The organism is Stenotrophomonas sp. RIT-551 (genome assembly GCF_026241915.1).
In the GTDB taxonomy this organism is placed as follows: domain Bacteria; phylum Pseudomonadota; class Gammaproteobacteria; order Xanthomonadales; family Xanthomonadaceae; genus Stenotrophomonas; species Stenotrophomonas bentonitica_A.
Genome location: NZ_JAPJIU010000009.1, coordinates 1 through 17,086, shown reverse-complemented (window position 1 = coordinate 17,086; position 17,086 = coordinate 1). Strand labels below are relative to the sequence as shown.

Genomic DNA, 17,086 nt, shown 5'->3' with positions numbered 1-17,086 from the left:
CTTACGCGTCCACGCCCCAGCGTTCGGCGATGGTGGCGGCCAGCTGCGGCGGTTCACCGGCCTGCTGGCCGGCAGCGACCACGGTACTGGCCGCCGTCGGGTCATAGCAGCCCTCGCCGATCTGACCGCCCACCCAGGCCCCGGCGGCCGCCAGGGCGAGCACGGCGTCCACCTGGGCGGCATCGGCGCCGCTGAGCAGGACCACGCCGCTGTGCAAGGCCGGCAGTGTCGCGATCTGGATGCCGGTGGGCTCGGCGATGAAATGCAGCGTGCCCTGGCGCACGACGATGCCGATGTCATCGGGCAGGATGTAGGCCTGCCCGGCTTCCACCGGCTGGGCGTCCTCGGCCAGCAGCACCGGCAGGGCGGACACCCGTGCCATCTGCTTGACCAGATTGCCGTAGCGTCCCCCGTCCAGGCGCATATGCACCAGCACCGCGGTGCTCAGCGATTCGGGCAGCGCGGCCAGCAGGCGGCGCAATGCATCCGGCCCGCCGATCCCGGCCAGGACCAGCACCGCGCCCGTGCAGCCACCGGCGGCTCCCGGCTCGGGCTCGAGCTCGACCAGCGACAGACGTTCGATGTCGAAGCGCTCCGGCGCCGGGCCCGTGTCGCTGCTCGATGGTGAGCCAGTGACCACAGCGTCATCTTCGACCAGCGACCAGCGGCTGTGGTCCCCGATCGCGGTGATCGGGTCCACCGGCGCACTGCTCGCCGCATCGTCCACCTCCAGCGCGGCCAATGCCTCTTCCAGCGACACCGGCTCGCTCAGCGCCGCGGGCACCTGGTACAGGCCATCGGCAGGCACGTCGGACGCCGCATCCTCCGCTTCGCGCAGGTGGAACTCCAGCGGCGCATCGGCATGCAACTGCGCCGGGGTGACCGGCAGGCCCGGTTCGGGCTGCAGTTGCTGGTCCTGTTCCGAGCCCGGCGGCAGCACGTCCTGGTGACCGTGCAGCTTGGCCACCAGATGCCGCGCCCAGCGCTGCGCTTCCCAGCCCTCGCGGCGCGCGGCCAGCTCGGCCTCGTCGAAGATCAGGGTCAGTGACGGCGAGCCCAGCACCGGCTCCAGCCTTTCCAGTGCGTCTTCGATCGCCGGCTCCAGCGCGATCAGCACCGCGCCGGGGTCGGCATCACGCAGGGCCTGCAGCTCGAGCGTGTTGGGATCGTCCTCCAGCACCACGCGGGCGCCGGCATGGTCGAGCGCCTCGCGCAGCCGCTCACGCGCCGGCCCGGACCGGGCCAGCAACGCCACCGACAACAGGGCGTGGACATCACTCGCGTGCACGGGCGATCCCCAGCAGGTCATACACGTTGCGCATCAGATCCAGCTCCTGGTAGGGCTTGCCCAGGTAGCGCTGGACACCGAGTTCGAAGGCGCGCTGACGGTGCTTGTCGCCGCTGCGCGAGGTGATCATCACGATCGGCACGCCCTGGTAGCGTGGGTCGGCGCGCATGACACTGGCCAGCTCGTAGCCGTCCATGCGCGGCATTTCGATATCCAGCAGCATCAGGTCGGGCACGCGCTCGTCCAGCCGCTCCAGTGCTTCGATGCCGTCACGGGCAACCGTGACCTCGAAGTTGTGGCGCTCCAGGATGCGGCCGGTGACCTTGCGCATGGTCAGTGAATCGTCGACCACCATCACCAGCGGCACATCGCGGTCGCTGACCTTGGCGGTGGCGGTGATCGGCTTGTGCGGATTGGCCAGGTAACGACGCACCAGTGGCGCGACGTCCAGGATGACGACCACGCGGCCATCGCCGGTGATCGTCGCACCGTAGATGCCCGGTACCGAGGCGATCTGCAGGCCGACCGGCTTGACCACGATTTCGCGGTTGCCCAGCACCTGGTCGATCGCCACGGCCACGCGCAGGTCACCGGCGCGGACCAGCAGCAGCGGCACCTGGGCCTGGCCTTCGGCACGGGCCTGGGCCTGGCCGATCAGGGTGCCCAGATCGTGCAGCGCGAATTCCTCGCCACCGTAGTGGTAGCCGCCGTTGGCGGTTTCGAAACGCTCGCGCGAGATCCGGCCGATACCGCTGACCGAGGCCACCGGCACCGCGAAGGTGGTCTCGCCGATCTGCACGAACACCGCCTGGGTGACCGCCAGCGTCTGCGGCAGGCGCAGGGTGAACGTCACGCCCTGGCCGCTGACCGAGTGGATGTCCACCGAGCCGCCGAGCTGGCGCACTTCGTTGTGGACCACGTCCATGCCCACGCCACGGCCGGCCAGCTGGCTGACCTGGTCGGCGGTGCTGAAGCCGGGCGAGAAGATCATCGCGTCCAGCTCGGCATCGCCCAGTACCGCATCGGCGGCGATCAGGCCACGCTGTTCGGCACGGCGACGGATCGCCCCGCGATCCAGGCCGGCGCCGTCGTCGGCCACTTCCAGCACGATTTCCGAGCCTTCACGGCGCAGGCGGATGGCGATCTCGCCCTCTTCCGGCTTGCCGACGGCACGGCGCTGTTCCGGGGTTTCCAGACCGTGCGCCACCGAGTTGCGCAGCATGTGCTCCAGCGGCGCGACCATGCGGTCGAGCACGTTGCGGTCCAGTTCGCCGTGGGTCCCTTCCAGGGTGACGTGGACCTGCTTGCCGGTGTCCTGTCCGGCCTGGCGAACCACCCGGCGCAGACGCGGCACCAGCCCATCGAAGGGCACCATGCGCGCGCGCATCAGGCCGTCCTGCAGTTCCGAGCTGACCCGGGACTGCTGTTGGAGCAGCACGTCGTACTGGCGCGACAGATCGTCCAGCACGCCCTGCAGGCCGCCCAAGTCGGCCGCGGACTCGTTCAGCGCGCGGCTGAGCTGCTGCAGCGTGGAGAAGCGGTCCAGTTCCAGCGGATCGAACGTGTGGTGGGCCTGGTCCTGTTCGCGCTGGTAACGGGCCACGATCTGCGCTTCGGTCTCCAGGTCCAGCCGGCGCAGCTGATCGCGCAGACGGGCATTGGTGCGGTCCAGTTCGCCCATGGCGCCGCGGAAGGCCCCGAGCTGCTGTTCCAGCCGCGAACGGTAGATCGCCACTTCACCGGCGTGGTTGACCAGACGGTCGAGCAGATCGGCGCGTACGCGCACCTGTTCCTGCTGCGGCCGCGGCAGGCCATCCTCTTCGCTGACGGTTTCCAGCGGGACCGGTGCCGACAGCGGCGCTGCGACAAGCGCGGCGATCGCTGCCTCGACCCTGGCATCGCGGGAGGGCAGCGCATCGTTGGCGGTGTCGGCCGGCGCCGGCGCGATGCGGCCCTGGGTGCGCTGCTCAAAGGCGGCGATCAGGTCGTCGGGCATGGCCACGGTGCGGTGCTGCCCGGTACGGGTCAGCAGCTGGTGCAGGCGATCGAACCCGCGCTCCAGCAGGTGCACGTCGCTGCGATCGATATCGGTGCGGTTGGCCGCCACGGCTTCCAGCAGCGACTCGATGCCGTGGCCCAGGTCGCCGATGGGATTGATCCCGGCCATGCGCGCGCCACCCTTCAGGGTGTGCAGATCGCGCTGCAGGCCAGCGATCACGTCGCGGTCCTGGGGCGCAGCGCGCAGCTCGCTGATCAGACCATCGCAGTGGTCAAGCAGGTCCTTGCCCTCCTCCACGAAGATATCGACCAGCTCCTGGTCGAGCTGGGTGAAGTCGAGTGCATCGCCCGGCCCGAGGTCGTCGCTGTCGGCCGATGCCGCCGCGAGGACGTCGGCCGGTTCCGGATCGTGGGTGAGGCTGGCCGCAGGCGCGTCTTCCAGTTCGAAGAAGCGGGCCGGGGTGGCCGCGTCGGCCGAGGTATCCGGCGCCGTGGTCTCGATCACGTCGGCGAACGCGTCGGCTTCACCCGTGTTCTCGTCGGTGGCGTCCAGACCCAGCACCCGGGTGTCCAGCGCATCCGGCGCATCGACAACGGTCAGGCCGTCGTCCATCGCCTGCTGCGCGTCCACCACCTCGCCAAAGGCCGGCGGCGGTGGCAGGACGTCGGCCAGTGCCTGCGCGTCCTCGTCGCTGTCCTCGTCGCTGCTCTCGTCGCTGCTCTGCTCGCCGTGCTGCTCGCCGTGCTGCTCGCCATCGCTCCAGTTGTCGTTGGCCGCGTCATCCACGGAGGCCGCGTAGACGCTGCCCGGCACAGGAGCATCGGCAGAGGTGTCGGCAGCCGGACCGTCGGGGCCGACCGGGCGCGCCGCTGCCGGATCGGCCTGAGTGTCGGCCTGGGTGTCGGCCTGGGTGTCGGCCTGGGTGTCGGCTTGGGTGTCGGCCTGAGTGTCGGCCTGGGCGTCGGCCGGAGCGTCGGCGTCGGCCCTGGTTTCAGTGTCGGCGTCGTCCTGGCTTGCCGGGGGGGTCGGCTCGGCGAGCTGATCGAAGTAGCGCGAGAGATCCTCCGCCGCGGTCAATTCGGCCGATTCCAGGCCCGCCTGCATAGCGGCCGGATCGGTGTCCTCGGCCACCGCATCGGATGCTGCCTGCGCATCGGCGGCATGCGTGCTGTCGGGCAGTTCCGCGTCGAAGTAGGCGGACAGGTCGTCCGTGCCGGTCAGCTCCATGGCGATGAGCGCATCATCGTCGTTGGCCGGCGCGACCGCGTGACTGGACCCGATCACGCTCAGGCCATCGGCGTCGATCTCGGCCTCCAGCTCGCCGATGCCGGTGGTGTCGTCGGCGCGCGCCAACACCGGTGCGGCATCGTCCTCAACCTCATCGCCAATCACTTCGACCGCATCCGTCTGCGCATCGGCGACCGGGGCGAACTGCCCAGGCTCGGCGGCATACGCTTCAGCTGTTTCTCCGGCGTCGATCGCTTCGTCCAATGCGTCCGTGCCGGCGGCGTCAGTCGCCTGGACGGGCAGTTCGTCGTGCACAAGGTCCAGATCGTCCTCGGCCAGGGCCGGCCAGCGCGCTTCGGGCAACGTATCGGCCAGCGCGACCAGACGGGCCGCCAAGGCGGTCTGCACGGGCACCCGCGGGGACTCGTCCTGCAGGGCCGCCATGGTGGTGGTGATGGCGGCGCAGGTCTCGGCGAGCGCGTCCATGCCTGCCGCAGCCGGCAGCGCATCGGCCGCAAGCGAACGCTTGAGGTAACTTTCCGCCGCGCCGGTGACGGCCGTGATCTCCGGCACATCGGTCATGGCGAAAGCGCCGTTCATCGTGTGCACGGCGCGCAGCAGGCCGTCGGTCACCGGCTGCGGGGCATCGGCAGCCGCATCCAGCCACGCCTGCAGCGTCGCCTGGTGCACCTCGACCTCGGCTTCCAGGATCTCGCGCAGCACGCTGTCGATGTTGGCCGGCGTACTCTCGATCACCGGTGCAGCCTCGGCCGCAACGATCTCCATGACCGTCGGCACCGCGGTGCTCACCGCCCGCTGCAGCGGCACGTGGAAGGTCTCTTCGCCCGCGGCCACGCGATCGGCGATGGCCTGCATGGCCTGCAGATCGGCGGTGACACGGCTGCCATCGCGCAGTGCCGCATTGAGCTGCGGCAGCGCGTCGTAGGCCTGGCCGACCAGCGCAACCACGGCCGGCGAGGCCGGGCGGCTGCCATCGAGCACGCGGTTGAGCATGCCCTCGATCTTCCAGCTGAACTCGCCCAGGGTGCGCGCACCCACCAGCCGGCCACTGCCCTTGAGGGTATGGAACACGCGACGGATCGGGCGCAGGCGGTCCAGGTTGTCCGGCGCGGCGCGCCAGGCCGGGAGCAGGTTGCCCAGGTTCACCAGCTCTTCGTCGAACTCTTCGATGAACACCTCGCGGATGTCCTGGTCGATGTTCTCGCCATCGTCTTCGAAGCCCGCCTCGATGCTGATGTCATCGGCGGACGCGACCACCGTCGGGCTCCCCGCTGCGGCGGCCGTCGGCACGGTCTCGGCGTCGGCGCCTTCCGGGCGGAACTGCGCCGCGGCGGCATCCAGCTCGGCCAGGAAGCGGGTAGCGGCATCGTCCAGCTCGATACGGCCGATCACCGCATCGCGCACCGTGGCATTCGGCTGCGCTGCATCGGCTGCGGCCTCGGCCGTGTCGACATCGTCGGCGAACGGGTCGAGCGGCGGCGCGGCGCTGTCCTGCGCCGATGCGACGGGAATCTCCTGCAGGAACGTCGGCAGCGCTTGCACATCCACCTCGCCCGGCGTGACGCTGGACGAAGCCGCGGCCCCTGCATCAATGTTGTCGCTGTCGCTGTCGCTGTCGATATCAGTATCGGTATCGGTATCGATGTCAGTGCCAGTGCCAGTGCCAGTATCGATGTCAGCGTCATCGACCTGCAGCGAGAGCACGTCATCGGCGTTGCGCAGGCCGTCATCGAAGGTGAATTCGATCGGCTCGTCGCTCAGCGCCAGCAGCTCGTGCTCGGCGGCCACCGGATCGAACCCGGCGCCGGTGGCCACGAAGGCCGGCATCTCCAGCGGGGCATCGGCGACGTCGTCGCCCATGCGATCGGCCTGCAGCGCGGGCGGCAGCGAGGCCACCCCCCACGCAGCGCCGGGCGGCAGGTCGGCAATGACCGGGTCGAGATGGGCAAACGTCAGCCCTTCATCGGCGTCGTCCTGCTGGCCCAGCGTCCACTGCGGCGCATCGGCGCTGACCGGCGCGGTGGAGGCATCGAACACCAGCGGCACCGGCGGCGGTGTCACGGGCGCGGCGGCCGCCGGCGGCGGATCGAAGGTGAAGTCCGGCAGCGGCGGCGGCAGGTTGGCCGGGCGCGGTACCTCGGCGGTCACCGCGAGCTCGATCGGCTCGGGGGCCGGCGCGTCCCACGGCGTCAGTTCGATGGGTTCGGGCGCAACCGGCAGCGATTCCGGGCCGGTGTCGGCGGTTGGCTGGTTCGCATCCGGCAGCGGCCAGTAACGCAGCGTTTCCAGGCTGCTGCGAGTGATGTCCAGGATGTCGTCGCGGCCCGGCCGGCGTTCGCGCAGGGCTTCCAGGTAGTACTCCAGGCTGGCCATGGCATCGGCCAGGGTGTCCAGCTGGCGCCCACTGGGCACGCGCTGCTTGCCGAGCAGTTCCACCGCGATGTACTGGCGCACGCCCTGCAGGTAGTCGGCCGGGGCCGACAGATCGAGCATGCGCAGCGCGCCGGCCACCTCGCCGAGCAGGCGTGGCACTTCCTGCAGCTGCTGGTGATTCCAGTTGGTTTCGATGAAGGCGACGAAATGCTCACGCGCGGCAGCAAAATTGGCAATGGCTTCATGGGCCAGCACTTCCACCGTGCGGCGGTTCTCCACCGCGCTGGGATCGTCCTCGCCACTGCCACCGGCGCCCAGATGGGCGACCTGGTCGTCCAGCGAGGCATCCACGTACAGCAGCGCGCCGGCGATATCCAGCAACAGCGTTTCATCGATCTGCTGCACGCCCTCGACCACCTCGCGCAGCGCATCGCGCTGCTGCACGACCACGCCACGGGCCACGCCCAGGCCCATCATGCCCAGCGTATCGGCGACCGCGCCCAGCTCGTTGACCTGGGTCTGCAATTGCACCGGCTCGCCGCCGGTACGCAGGTGCAGGTCCAGCGCGTCCTTGATCCGCAGCAGCTCTTCCTTGACCGCGTTGCCGACCGTATCGAGCAGCTCGCGGTTGCGGCCGCTCAGGCTGCCACGCGCGTGGTCCAGCTCGGCCTCGGTGGCACTCGCGCTGTCCGGCGCGAAGGCGAACAGCACGCTCTCATTGATGCCCGGTGCCGCGCGTGCGGAGCGGATGTCGTTGAGCAGCGGCAGCAGCACGATCGGGATGTCGCGGTGGCCGTTCTGCAGGCGCTCCAGGTAATCGGGCAGCAGCACGCTGCCACGCATCAGCGTGGCGCAGGCTTCATCGCGGTCGGGTACGTCGCCGGCGCCGATCGCGTGGGCCAGCTGTTCCAGCTCCTCGGCCACCATCGCCGGGGCGTACAGCTCGACCATGCGCAGGGTGCCCTGCACCTGGTGCAGGTAGCCGGCGCAGAAGCGCATCCGGCTGCCGTCGGCAGGGTCTTCCACGTAGTACTCGACCTCGTTGCGCACCTGGCGCAGGGTCTCGTCCAGCTCCGGCTTGACCCAGCCCAGCGCAGCGTGGCTCATGGCATCGCGCAGCGTGCTCATGCCAAGTCTCCCGGCAGCTCGGCGCACATGGCGTGCGGTGATTTCTCGCGATGCATCATCTGCTTGTTCCTTCCCTCTCCGCCCTGCCCGTGGCTCACGCCGGCAGCTTGAAGTCGGCAACCGAGCGGCGCAGGTCGGCCGCCAGCTGTGCCAGGTGGCCGATCGACTCGGCGGTCTGTCCCGCGCCCTGCGAGGTCTGGCCAGTAATCTGACGGATCACGCCCATGGTGCGGGTGATGTCCGATGCCGCGGCCGACTGCTGCTGGGCAGCGATCGAGATGTTCTTGATGAGGTTGTTCAGTGCGTTGGAGACGCGCTCGATTTCGGTCAGCGCGGTACCGGCGTCTTCGGCCAGGCGCGCGCCGGAGACCACTTCGGCGGTGGTCTGCTCCATCGAACTGACCGCTTCGTTGGTATCGGCCTGAATGGCCTGGACCAGATTCTCGATCCGTCGGGTCGCACCGGAGGTACGCTCTGCCAGGCGCTGCACTTCGTCGGCCACCACGGCGAAACCGCGACCGGCCTCGCCGGCCGAAGCGGCCTGCACGGCCGCGTTCAACGCCAGGATGTTGGTCTGCTCGGAAATGTCGTTGATCAGCTCCACGATCGAGCCGATTTCCTGCGAGGACTCACCCAGTCGCTTGATGCGTTTGGAGGTTTCCTGGATCTGGTCGCGGATCTGGTCCATGCCCTGGATCGTCTCGCGCACCACGCCGGCACCTTCGGCGGCGATGATCACCGAGCGCTGCGCCACGTCGGCAGACTCGGCCGAGTTGCGCGACACCTGCTCGATGCTCGATGCGATTTCGCCGATCCGGTCCGAGGCGGAGGTGATCTGGTTGGCCTGGTGGCCGGCTGCTTCGGCCAGCTGCATCGCAGTGGCCTGGGTTTCCTGGGTCGACACGGCGACCTTGGCCGAAGTGTCGTTGATCGTGGTCACCAGGTGGCGCAGCTCATCCACGGCGTAGTTGATGGCGTCGGCGATGGCGCCGGTCATGTCCTCGGTCACCGAGGCCTTCACCGTCAGGTCGCCTTCACCCAGCGAGCTGATTTCATCCAGCAGCCGCATGATGGCCTGCTGGTTGCGGCTGTTGTATTCCACCTGGGTCTGGTAACGCAGTTCCTGCTCGCGCGAGCGGCTGCGCACGGTGCTGCCGACGAACCCGACGATGGCGATCAGTGAGAACGCGCCGGAGGCCACGCCCAGCCAGAAGTTCGGGAACAGGCGGGTATCGCGCAGCGAGCCGAACGAAGAGAACGCTTCGAACAGCTTCTTGCTGTCGCGCAGCATGTCCGCCGAACCGCCGGTCAGGGCAGCGGCCGACGACTGCGCGGCGAACAGCTGGCGGGAGCTGGCCAGGATCGCGTCGGCGTCCTGCTTCATGATGTCCCACTGCTTCTGCGACTGCTCCAGCGCGGCCAGTGCCGGGCCGTTGCGGACCGCGGCGATGCCTAGTTCCTCGTTGCCATTGCGCAGTGCGTCGAGCACCTGGGTGAACACGACCGAGTCGCGGGCGAGCGCATCGCCGGCGGCGGCGGCATTGGCGCCGCCGGCGCGCATTTCCGTCACCCGGCGGGCCATCGAGCCGACCACCACCACCTGCTGCAGCGCGTTGTAGACCTGCGAGGACGGGGCGCCGCTGGCCGACATCGCGCGGACCACTTCGTTCAGCTGCGCCTGCAGTGCGGGCACGCCGTTGACGAAGTTGTTGGCATTGCCAGCCAGGGCCAGCACGGCCGGTTCGCTGGCGACCAGCTGGCCGGCGCTCTTGCCGAGCGGCTCCCAGGTCTGGATCAGCGTGTTCAGCGGCCCGGCGACATTGGTTTCGGTCCCGTAGCGGCCCTTCAGGCCACTGACGGTGCTTTCGATGTCGCTCTTGGTCAGCTTGAACGCGGTGAACGCCTGGGCGTTGCCCGACACCGCTTCACGGCCCTGGTTGGCCAGCTGCTGCGAGAGCACCTGCAGGTTCGCGGCATCGGTACTGGCACTGGCCAGGCGACTGCCCTGCCAGGTCGCCACGCCGGTGTTGACGCCGAACACGATCATCGACACGGCCAGCAGGCCGAGCCAGAAATTGGTGCCCACCGAACCGAACTTGCCGGCCTTGGCGGATTCCGAAGCAGTACTCATCGTTCAACCTCGATCTTCAATACGGAGAGACAGGCGCCTGCGGTCAGGCCGCGGCCTGCCTGAATTCGGGGGTACGCGACAGCAGCGACAGCGAGAACACGCCCCAGTCATGGCCATCGCCATGGAAGGCGCGATCGATGAAATGTGCGTAGCGGCCGGTGGCCAGATCGCCGGCGACGATGTCCTGGTCCAGCTCGAAGCTGCGCTGGCCGAACAGTTCATCGATGGTCAGCGCCACGTCACCGCCGGCCTGGCGCATGATCAGCACGCGCTGGCCTTCCTGCTGCACGGTGCGCTCGCCTTCCAGGAAGAACTTCAGGTCGACCACCGGGAACAGGTTGCCGCGCAGGTTGCCCACGCCCAGCAGCCACGGCTGCGCGCCGGGTACCGGGGTGACCGGCGGCATCGGCACGATTTCCACCACTTCGCGGAAATCCGACACCAGCCGGCGCTTGCCGACCCGGTAACCGACGCCACGCCACAGGTCCTGCGAGAACTGCCGCTCGGGCAGCTGCACCGCATGGGCCAGGCTGCGCCGCTCATAGCCCTGGAGGATGTCGAAAGGAGAACGCATCAGACCACCAACTGGTTGATCCGCGCGATCAGTTCCTCCTCGCGCGGCGGCTTGACGATGTAGTCGGCCGCCCCCTGGCGCAGCCCCCACGCCTTGTCGGTTTCCATCGCCTTGGTGCTGACGATGACCACCGGGATATGTTTGGTGGCCGCGTCGCGCGCCATCGCACGGGTGGCCTGGAAGCCACTCATGCCCGGCAGGACCACGTCCATCAGCACCAGCTGCGGGGACTGCTCGCGCACGAGCTTGAGCCCGTCCTCGGCGTTGTCCGCTTCCAGGACTTCATGACCGGCCTTGGTCAACCATTGCGTGAACACCGCACGGTCAGTCGGTGAATCCTCGATCAGTACGATTCGAGCCATTGTGCCTTTCCCCCCTGGTCAGGCGTTGACGTATGTGCGGATGGCACCCAGCAGTTCTTCACGCGTGAATGGCTTGGTCAGGTACTGCTCCGAGCCGACGATGCGGCCGCGCGCCTTGTCGAACAGGCCGTCCTTGGAGGACAGCATGATCACCGGCGTGGCTTTGAACAGCTGGTTGCCCTTGATCAGCGCACAGGTCTGATACCCGTCCAGCCGCGGCATCATGATGTCCACGAAGATGATCTGCGGCTGTTGGTCGGCGATCTTGGCCAACGCCTCGAAACCATCGGTCGCGGTCACCACCTCGCAGCCTTCCCGCTTCAACAGGGTTTCCGCGGTCCTGCGGATGGTCTTCGAATCATCGATGACCATCACGCGCAGCCCTGCGAGTTCCCCACCCGCAGCCATGTATTCAGTCATTACCTTTCCCCAAGCTCGCGACGCTTGCGCTGATCCCCGGCGCCGCTGCGAAAGCGTATCTATATCCCAATACCGGCGCGCGCTTCAAGCACACCCACCGCGGCCCCGCCGCGAGCGGCCCAGCCGGTGCGCGGCACGCCCCTTTTGCGCAAACCCGGCCCGTTCCCCGGCCGGGCCGGACACTGCGTTCCGGCCCCCGGGGCAGGCATTGCCGGGCCATTGTCGCTACCATCATCGGCCTGCCCGCCAGGTTGCGACCATGCCGTTGAATGTCATCGTGGTGATGGACCCCATCGCCCATATCAAGATTGCCAAGGACACCACCTTCGCGATGCTGCTGGAAGCCCAGCGCCGCGGCCATGCCCTGCACTACGTCAGCCCCGGTGGGCTGGCCCTGCGCGACGGCCAGGCCATCGCCCGCACCGCCCCGCTGCAGGTGCGCGAGGACAAGAACGACTGGTTCACCCTGGGCGACTTCAGCCAGACCGTGTTCGGCCCCGGCCAGGTCGTGCTGATGCGCAAGGACCCGCCGGTCGATGCCGAATTCATCTACGACACCCACGTGCTCAGCGTCGCCCAGCAGGCCGGTGCGATGGTGGTCAACGACCCGCAGGGACTGCGCGACTACAACGAGAAACTGGCCGCCCTGCTGTTCCCGCAGTGCTGCCCGCCGACCCTGGTCAGCCGCCGCAACGCCGACCTGAAGGCCTTCGTGCTCGAACACGGCCAGGCCGTGCTCAAGCCGCTGGACGGGATGGGCGGCCGCTCGATCTTCCGCAGCGGCACCGGCGACCCCAACCTCAACGTGATCCTGGAAACCCTGACCGACGGCGAGCGCACGCTGGCCCTGGCGCAGAAGTTCATCCCGGACATCACCGCCGGCGACAAGCGCATCCTGCTGGTGGATGGCGAGCCGGTGGATTACTGCCTGGCGCGGATTCCGCAGGGCGACGAATTCCGCGGCAACCTGGCCGCCGGCGGCCGCGGCGAAGGCCGCCCGCTGAGCGAGCGCGACCGCTGGATCGCCGCCCAGGTCGGGCCGGAAATGAAGCGCCGCGGCATGCGCTTCGTCGGCCTGGACGTGATCGGCGACTACCTGACCGAAGTCAACGTCACCAGCCCGACCTGCGTGCGCGAGCTCGACGCCCAGTTCGGGCTGAACATCGCCGGCACCCTGTTCGACGCGATCGAGGCCGGCCTGCCGCGATGAGCGCCAGCGTCGCCCCGGTGCCGACGTGGCAGGCGCGCGAATCCCAGCGGCTGGGCGCGACCCTGACGCTGTCGGTGCTCGTGCACGCCCTGCTGATCCTCGGGGTCGGCTTCGCGGTGAGTGACAGCGCCCCGCTGGTACCGACCCTGGATGTGATCTTCAGCCAGACCCAGACCCCGCTGACGCCCAGGCAGGCCGACTTCCTGGCCCAGGCCAACCAGCAGGGCGGTGGCGACCACGACAAGGTGCAACGCCCGCGCGACAACCAGGCCGGGATCGTGCCGCAGGCGCAGGCCGGGCTGTCGCCGGTTCCGCAGCAGCGCCAGGAGGCGGCCAGCGTGCCGCCGCCGCAGACCCGCGTGGTCAACAGCCGCAATGGCACCGACACGGTTGCGGCAGCCCAGCCACAGCCGCTGCCCGAGCAGCCCCGCCCGGATGCGCCGATGACCGCGCGCGAGCAGCGTGACGTGGAGATGGCACGGCTGGCCGCCGAAGTGCACCTGCGCTCGGCGCAGTACGCCAAGCGCCCGAACCGCAAGTTCGTTTCGGCCAGTACCCGCGAATACGCCTATGCCAACTATCTGCGTGCCTGGGTCGACCGCGCCGAGCGTGTCGGCAATCTGAATTACCCCGACGAGGCGCGCGCGCGCCGGCTCGGCGGGCAGGTAGTGATCACCGTCGGGGTGCGCCGCGACGGCACGGTGGAAAGTGCCCGCATCCTGCAGTCCAGCGGCACCCCGCTGCTCGATGAAACCGCGCTGCGCGTGATCACGCTCGCCCAGCCGTTCCCGCCACTGCCCAAGACCGAGGATGCGATCGACATCCTGCAGGTCACCCGCACCTGGGTGTTCCTGCCCGGCGGGGAGCTGCGCGACGACCGCTGATCGCGCGCAAGGTCCAGCCACGCATGGCGTGGCTCTACAAGAACGCCGCGCAGGTCGTGCCACGCCATGCGTGGCTGGGGCTTACGATGCGATGCGCAGCTGGACGCTACGAGGCCGCCTGCTTCGCCGCCCGCGCGGCCTGCTGTTCCACCAGGGTCAGGGCCACGTTGTCGCGCAGATACGCAGGCTCCACCAGCTCCGGGGCCACGCCTTCGCCGCGCTGGAACGCCGGCACCGCCAGCGCAAGCACATCCGACGCACGCGGCAATGCCTGCGCGTCCACGCCGGTCAGCTGATCGGCCAGCCGCGTGGCCAGCACGCCTTCGGCCGCACCAAAGCCAGTCCCCACGCCGAACCAGCGCGAGCCCCCGGGCAACACCACCTGCTCGGGCGCGCAGACGATTTCCTCGCCCTGCAACTGCCACTGCCCGTCGATCCGGACATGGCGCGCGGCATAGACCTCGCCCATGCGCGCATCAATGCTGGCCAGCACTTGATCGGCGTCCGCCGGCGCACGCAGCGCCAGCGCCTGCAGGGTGGAGACCGCGATCAGCGGGCGGTCCAGCGCCAGGGCGATGCCTTGGGCGATGGCGATCGCCAGCCGCACCCCCGTGAACGCGCCCGGGCCGCGGCCCAGTGCGATCGCATCCAGCTGCGAACGGGCCACCCCCGCCTCGGCCAGCAGCGCCTCGGCCCAGGGCAGGCTGAGTTCGGCGTGGCGGCGCGGCGCGATCTCGAAGCGCTCAGTGACCTGCCCATCCACATACAGGGCGACGGAGCAGGCTTCGGTGGCGGTTTCAAAGGCGAGCAGTTTCATGGCGGTCAGAACAGGGAAGTAGGAAAGTCATCGGTCGGCGGTACAGCCCGCGCGGACGGCGCAGCGACGGGCGCCGGTGCAGGCGGAGCGCCGAGGACGGGCCATTGTGGCGCAAAGAAGGCCTGCACATCGGCCAGCGAGCGGGTGCGACGGAATGGCGGCAGGGAATCCAGGAAGATCCGGCCGTAGCCGCGGCTGAGCAGGCGCGGGTCGCACAGCACCAGCACCCCGCGATCGGTCTCGCTGCGGATCAGGCGACCCACGCCCTGCTTGAGCGCGATCACCGCCTGCGGCAACTGCTCGTCGCGGAAGGGATTGCCGCCATCGCGGCGGATCGCGTCCAGTCGCGCCTCGAACACGGGATCATCCGGCGCGGCGAACGGCAGTTTGTCGATCACCACCACGCTCAGCGCATCGCCCACCACGTCCACGCCCTCGCGGAAACTGGCCGAGCCCAGCAGCACCCCATTGCCCGACTCGCGGAACCGCTGCAGCAAGGTCGCGCGCGGCGCCTCGCCCTGCACGAACAGTGGCCACGGTGCATCGCGCAGCGCCTCGGCGGCTTCGCGCAGCGCGCGGTGCGAGGCGAACAGCAGGAACGCGCGCCCGTGCGAGGCCTCCAGCACCGGGGTCAATGCGCGAATCAACGCGGTGCCGAAGCCACGCGCGGCTGGATCGGGCAGATCGGTCGGCAGGTAGCACAGCGCCTGATGGGCCCAATCAAACGGGCTGGGCTGCAGCAGGCTGACCGGATCATCCAGGCCCAGCCGTTGGGAAATATGCGCGAAACCGCCGTCCACGGTCAGCGTGGCCGAGGTGAACACCCAGGCTGCCATCGAGCGTTGCCGATGCTCGCGCAGCGGGCCGGACACATCCATCGGCGTGCGCTGGCAGCGGAAGCCACGCGGGGTCAGCTCGTACCAGAGCACCTCGGCCGGTGGCGGCGCCTGCTCAGGGTCGGTGTCGAAATCCAGCATCGGCGCATCCTCACCGAGCCAGCGCGACAAGCGGGAGACGGCGTCCATCGCCCGCGCATGGCAGGCATCCAGGCCGGGCGATGCTTCACGCACGCCCGCCAGCGCATCGCGCAGCTGCACCAGTGTGCTCATCGCCGTGTCGAAGCCATCGCGCACCTGCGGCACGGTCAGCGCACGCCACTGGGTGCCGCGCGGCGGCAGCCCATCCATCGCTACGCGCAGGTCGCGCAGGGTCTGCTCGAGTGCGGCAGCCGGCACCTGCAACGCCGCCTGGGCACCGGCCACGCTGCGGCTCTCGGCCAGGCAGTCGCGCGCCAGTTCCTGCCACGGGCGCATGCCGAAGCCTTCACCGAAGAAGTTGGCGGCCAGTTCCGGCAGCTGGTGCGCCTCGTCGATCACGAACGCCTGCGCGCCGGGCAGGATTTCGCCGAAGCCTTCCTGCTTGAGCGCCAGATCGGCCAGCAGCAGATGGTGGTTGACCACCACGACGTCGGCGGCCTGCGCCCGCTGCCGTGCCTGCACGACGAAGCAGTCGTCCCAGAACGGGCATTCGGTGCCCAGGCAGTTGTCGACGGTGGAGGTCACCATCGGGTACAGCGGCGAGTCTTCCGGCAGCGCGTCCAGCTCGGCCATGTCGCCGAATTTCGTGCGTCCGGACCATGCGAGGATCCGCTGGAACTGTGCGACCTGCTCGGGGGAGCTGAAGCGGGGTTCGCCGCGGGCCTGCTGCAACCGATAGCGGCACAGGTAGTTGGCACGCCCTTTCAACAGCGCGCTGCTGTGCCCTACGCCGAGCGCGGCACGCACCCGCGGCAGATCGCGGTGGTACAGCTGGTCCTGCAGCGCGCGGGTGCCGGTGGAGATGATGGTCTTCAGCCCCGACAGCAGCGCGGGCACCAGATACGCGTAGGTCTTGCCGGTGCCGGTACCGGCTTCGGCCAGCAGCACGTCGCGCTGGTCGAACGCTTCGGCGATCGCCGCGGTCAGGCGCAGCTGGGCCGGGCGCGGTACGAAGGCATCGAGCTGGCTGGCGAGCGCCCCGCCCTCACTGAGGGCATCGCGGCTGGCGTGGGCAAGTTGGGACATGACGCCAATGATAAAGGGTGCCGGTCGATGCCCGGCGCTACGCCGTCACGCATCCGCCTGTATCCCTGCTTCAGTAGCGCATGATCCCCGGCACCGTGCAGCCTTCCAGCTGGGCATGCGCCGAGGCGGCATTCTCTTTTTCACCCCGGGCCAGGCGCGACTGTTCGATCGTCGCCCAATGGCGACGGCACAGCGGGCCGGTCTTGGAGCCCAGCTCGACCGACTTGCGGGCGAAGGTTTCGGCAGCCGCCCACTCACCCTGCAGCAGCGCGATTTCGGCGCGGTCCTGCAGCACAGATGGATCCGAGGCCATGATCGCCAGCGCCTGGTCGAGCGCGGCCGCGGCGCCGGCCAGATCATTGGCCTGGCGGCGGGCCAGCGCGGCCTGGCGCAGATCTTCCACTTCACTGTCGCGCAGTGGCTGCACGGCCAGTTCCTTGTCATCGTTGCCGGCGGCGGCATCCACGGCCGCCAGGCGCTGGGCCGGCGTAGTGGTATCGACGGGCGCCTTCACCACCGGCGGCGGGGTGACGCAGGCGGCCAGGGCCAGGCAGAGCGTGGCCAGCGAAGCGGAACGGATCAGGAGTCG

Annotated in this window: 11 protein-coding genes; 2 read left to right on the top strand and 9 right to left on the bottom strand. The window is 69.2% G+C overall.

Translation table 11 applies throughout. From position 1 onward, the window contains the following. Position 1: 1 nt before the first annotated feature. From ORK51_RS11975 to pilG, 6 genes are all read right to left on the bottom strand, one after another. Entirely contained in the window at positions 2–1,288 is a 1,287-nt protein-coding gene (locus tag ORK51_RS11975; RefSeq protein ID WP_429000665.1) for a chemotaxis protein CheB, read from the bottom strand. After that, a complete protein-coding gene (locus ORK51_RS11970; RefSeq protein ID WP_266085053.1) occupies positions 1,275–8,036 on the bottom strand; it encodes an Hpt domain-containing protein in 6,762 nt (2,253 codons plus the stop codon). Before ORK51_RS11970 ends, ORK51_RS11975 begins: the two co-directional genes overlap by 14 nt. 94 nt (positions 8,037–8,130) lie before the next feature. After that, positions 8,131–10,167: a methyl-accepting chemotaxis protein gene (locus ORK51_RS11965; protein ID WP_266085052.1), complete on the bottom strand. Its 2,037-nt coding sequence runs from the start codon at positions 10,165–10,167 to the stop codon at positions 8,131–8,133. 43 nt (positions 10,168–10,210) lie between these two features. Beyond that, positions 10,211–10,741: a chemotaxis protein CheW gene (locus ORK51_RS11960; RefSeq protein WP_019185137.1), complete on the bottom strand. Its 531-nt coding sequence runs from the start codon at positions 10,739–10,741 to the stop codon at positions 10,211–10,213. After that, positions 10,741–11,103: a response regulator gene (locus tag ORK51_RS11955; RefSeq protein ID WP_019185138.1), complete on the bottom strand. Its 363-nt coding sequence runs from the start codon at positions 11,101–11,103 to the stop codon at positions 10,741–10,743. Before ORK51_RS11955 ends, ORK51_RS11960 begins: the two co-directional genes overlap by 1 nt. Positions 11,104–11,121: 18 nt before the next feature. Then, positions 11,122–11,523 (bottom strand): twitching motility response regulator PilG, encoded by a 402-nt coding sequence (gene pilG, locus ORK51_RS11950; protein ID WP_019185139.1) that lies wholly within the window; start codon positions 11,521–11,523, stop codon positions 11,122–11,124. A gap of 259 nt (positions 11,524–11,782) precedes the next feature. Between pilG and gshB the strand changes: the two genes are divergently transcribed. Further along, on the top strand, positions 11,783–12,733 hold the full coding sequence (gene gshB / locus ORK51_RS11945; protein ID WP_019185140.1) for a glutathione synthase: 951 nt from the start codon (positions 11,783–11,785) through the stop codon (positions 12,731–12,733). Then, positions 12,730–13,617 carry an energy transducer TonB family protein gene (locus tag ORK51_RS11940; RefSeq protein WP_070425750.1) on the top strand — a complete coding sequence of 296 codons (888 nt, stop codon included), beginning with the start codon at positions 12,730–12,732 and terminating at the stop codon, positions 13,615–13,617. The genes gshB and ORK51_RS11940 overlap by 4 nt, the downstream gene beginning before the upstream one ends. A 106-nt stretch (positions 13,618–13,723) precedes the next feature. Here the strand turns inward: ORK51_RS11940 and tsaB are convergent, their stop codons facing one another. From tsaB to ORK51_RS11925, 3 genes are all read right to left on the bottom strand, one after another. Further along, on the bottom strand, positions 13,724–14,434 hold the full coding sequence (gene tsaB / locus ORK51_RS11935; protein ID WP_266085051.1) for a tRNA (adenosine(37)-N6)-threonylcarbamoyltransferase complex dimerization subunit type 1 TsaB: 711 nt from the start codon (positions 14,432–14,434) through the stop codon (positions 13,724–13,726). 5 nt (positions 14,435–14,439) lie between these two features. Further along, a complete protein-coding gene (gene yoaA, locus ORK51_RS11930) occupies positions 14,440–16,497 on the bottom strand; it encodes a DNA repair helicase YoaA (protein WP_070425752.1) in 2,058 nt (685 codons plus the stop codon). Between the two features lie 70 nt (positions 16,498–16,567). Continuing rightward, on the bottom strand, positions 16,568–17,080 hold the full coding sequence (locus ORK51_RS11925; protein ID WP_429000668.1) for a hypothetical protein: 513 nt from the start codon (positions 17,078–17,080) through the stop codon (positions 16,568–16,570). Positions 17,081–17,086: the final 6 nt, after the last annotated feature.

What these genes read in the sequence shown, in the direction of transcription:
- ORK51_RS11970 (WP_266085053.1), bottom strand. Translation starts at nt 8,036, where the DNA reads ATGAGCACGCTGCGCGATGCCATGAGCCACGCTGCGCTGGGCTGGGTC.
- ORK51_RS11965 (WP_266085052.1), bottom strand. Translation starts at nt 10,167, where the DNA reads ATGAGTACTGCTTCGGAATCCGCCAAGGCCGGCAAGTTCGGTTCGGTG.
- ORK51_RS11960 (WP_019185137.1), bottom strand. Translation starts at nt 10,741, where the DNA reads ATGCGTTCTCCTTTCGACATCCTCCAGGGCTATGAGCGGCGCAGCCTG.
- ORK51_RS11955 (WP_019185138.1), bottom strand. Translation starts at nt 11,103, where the DNA reads ATGGCTCGAATCGTACTGATCGAGGATTCACCGACTGACCGTGCGGTG.
- pilG (WP_019185139.1), bottom strand. Translation starts at nt 11,523, where the DNA reads ATGACTGAATACATGGCTGCGGGTGGGGAACTCGCAGGGCTGCGCGTG.
- gshB (WP_019185140.1), top strand. Translation starts at nt 11,783, where the DNA reads ATGCCGTTGAATGTCATCGTGGTGATGGACCCCATCGCCCATATCAAG.
- ORK51_RS11940 (WP_070425750.1), top strand. Translation starts at nt 12,730, where the DNA reads ATGAGCGCCAGCGTCGCCCCGGTGCCGACGTGGCAGGCGCGCGAATCC.
- tsaB (WP_266085051.1), bottom strand. Translation starts at nt 14,434, where the DNA reads ATGAAACTGCTCGCCTTTGAAACCGCCACCGAAGCCTGCTCCGTCGCC.
- yoaA (WP_070425752.1), bottom strand. Translation starts at nt 16,497, where the DNA reads ATGTCCCAACTTGCCCACGCCAGCCGCGATGCCCTCAGTGAGGGCGGG.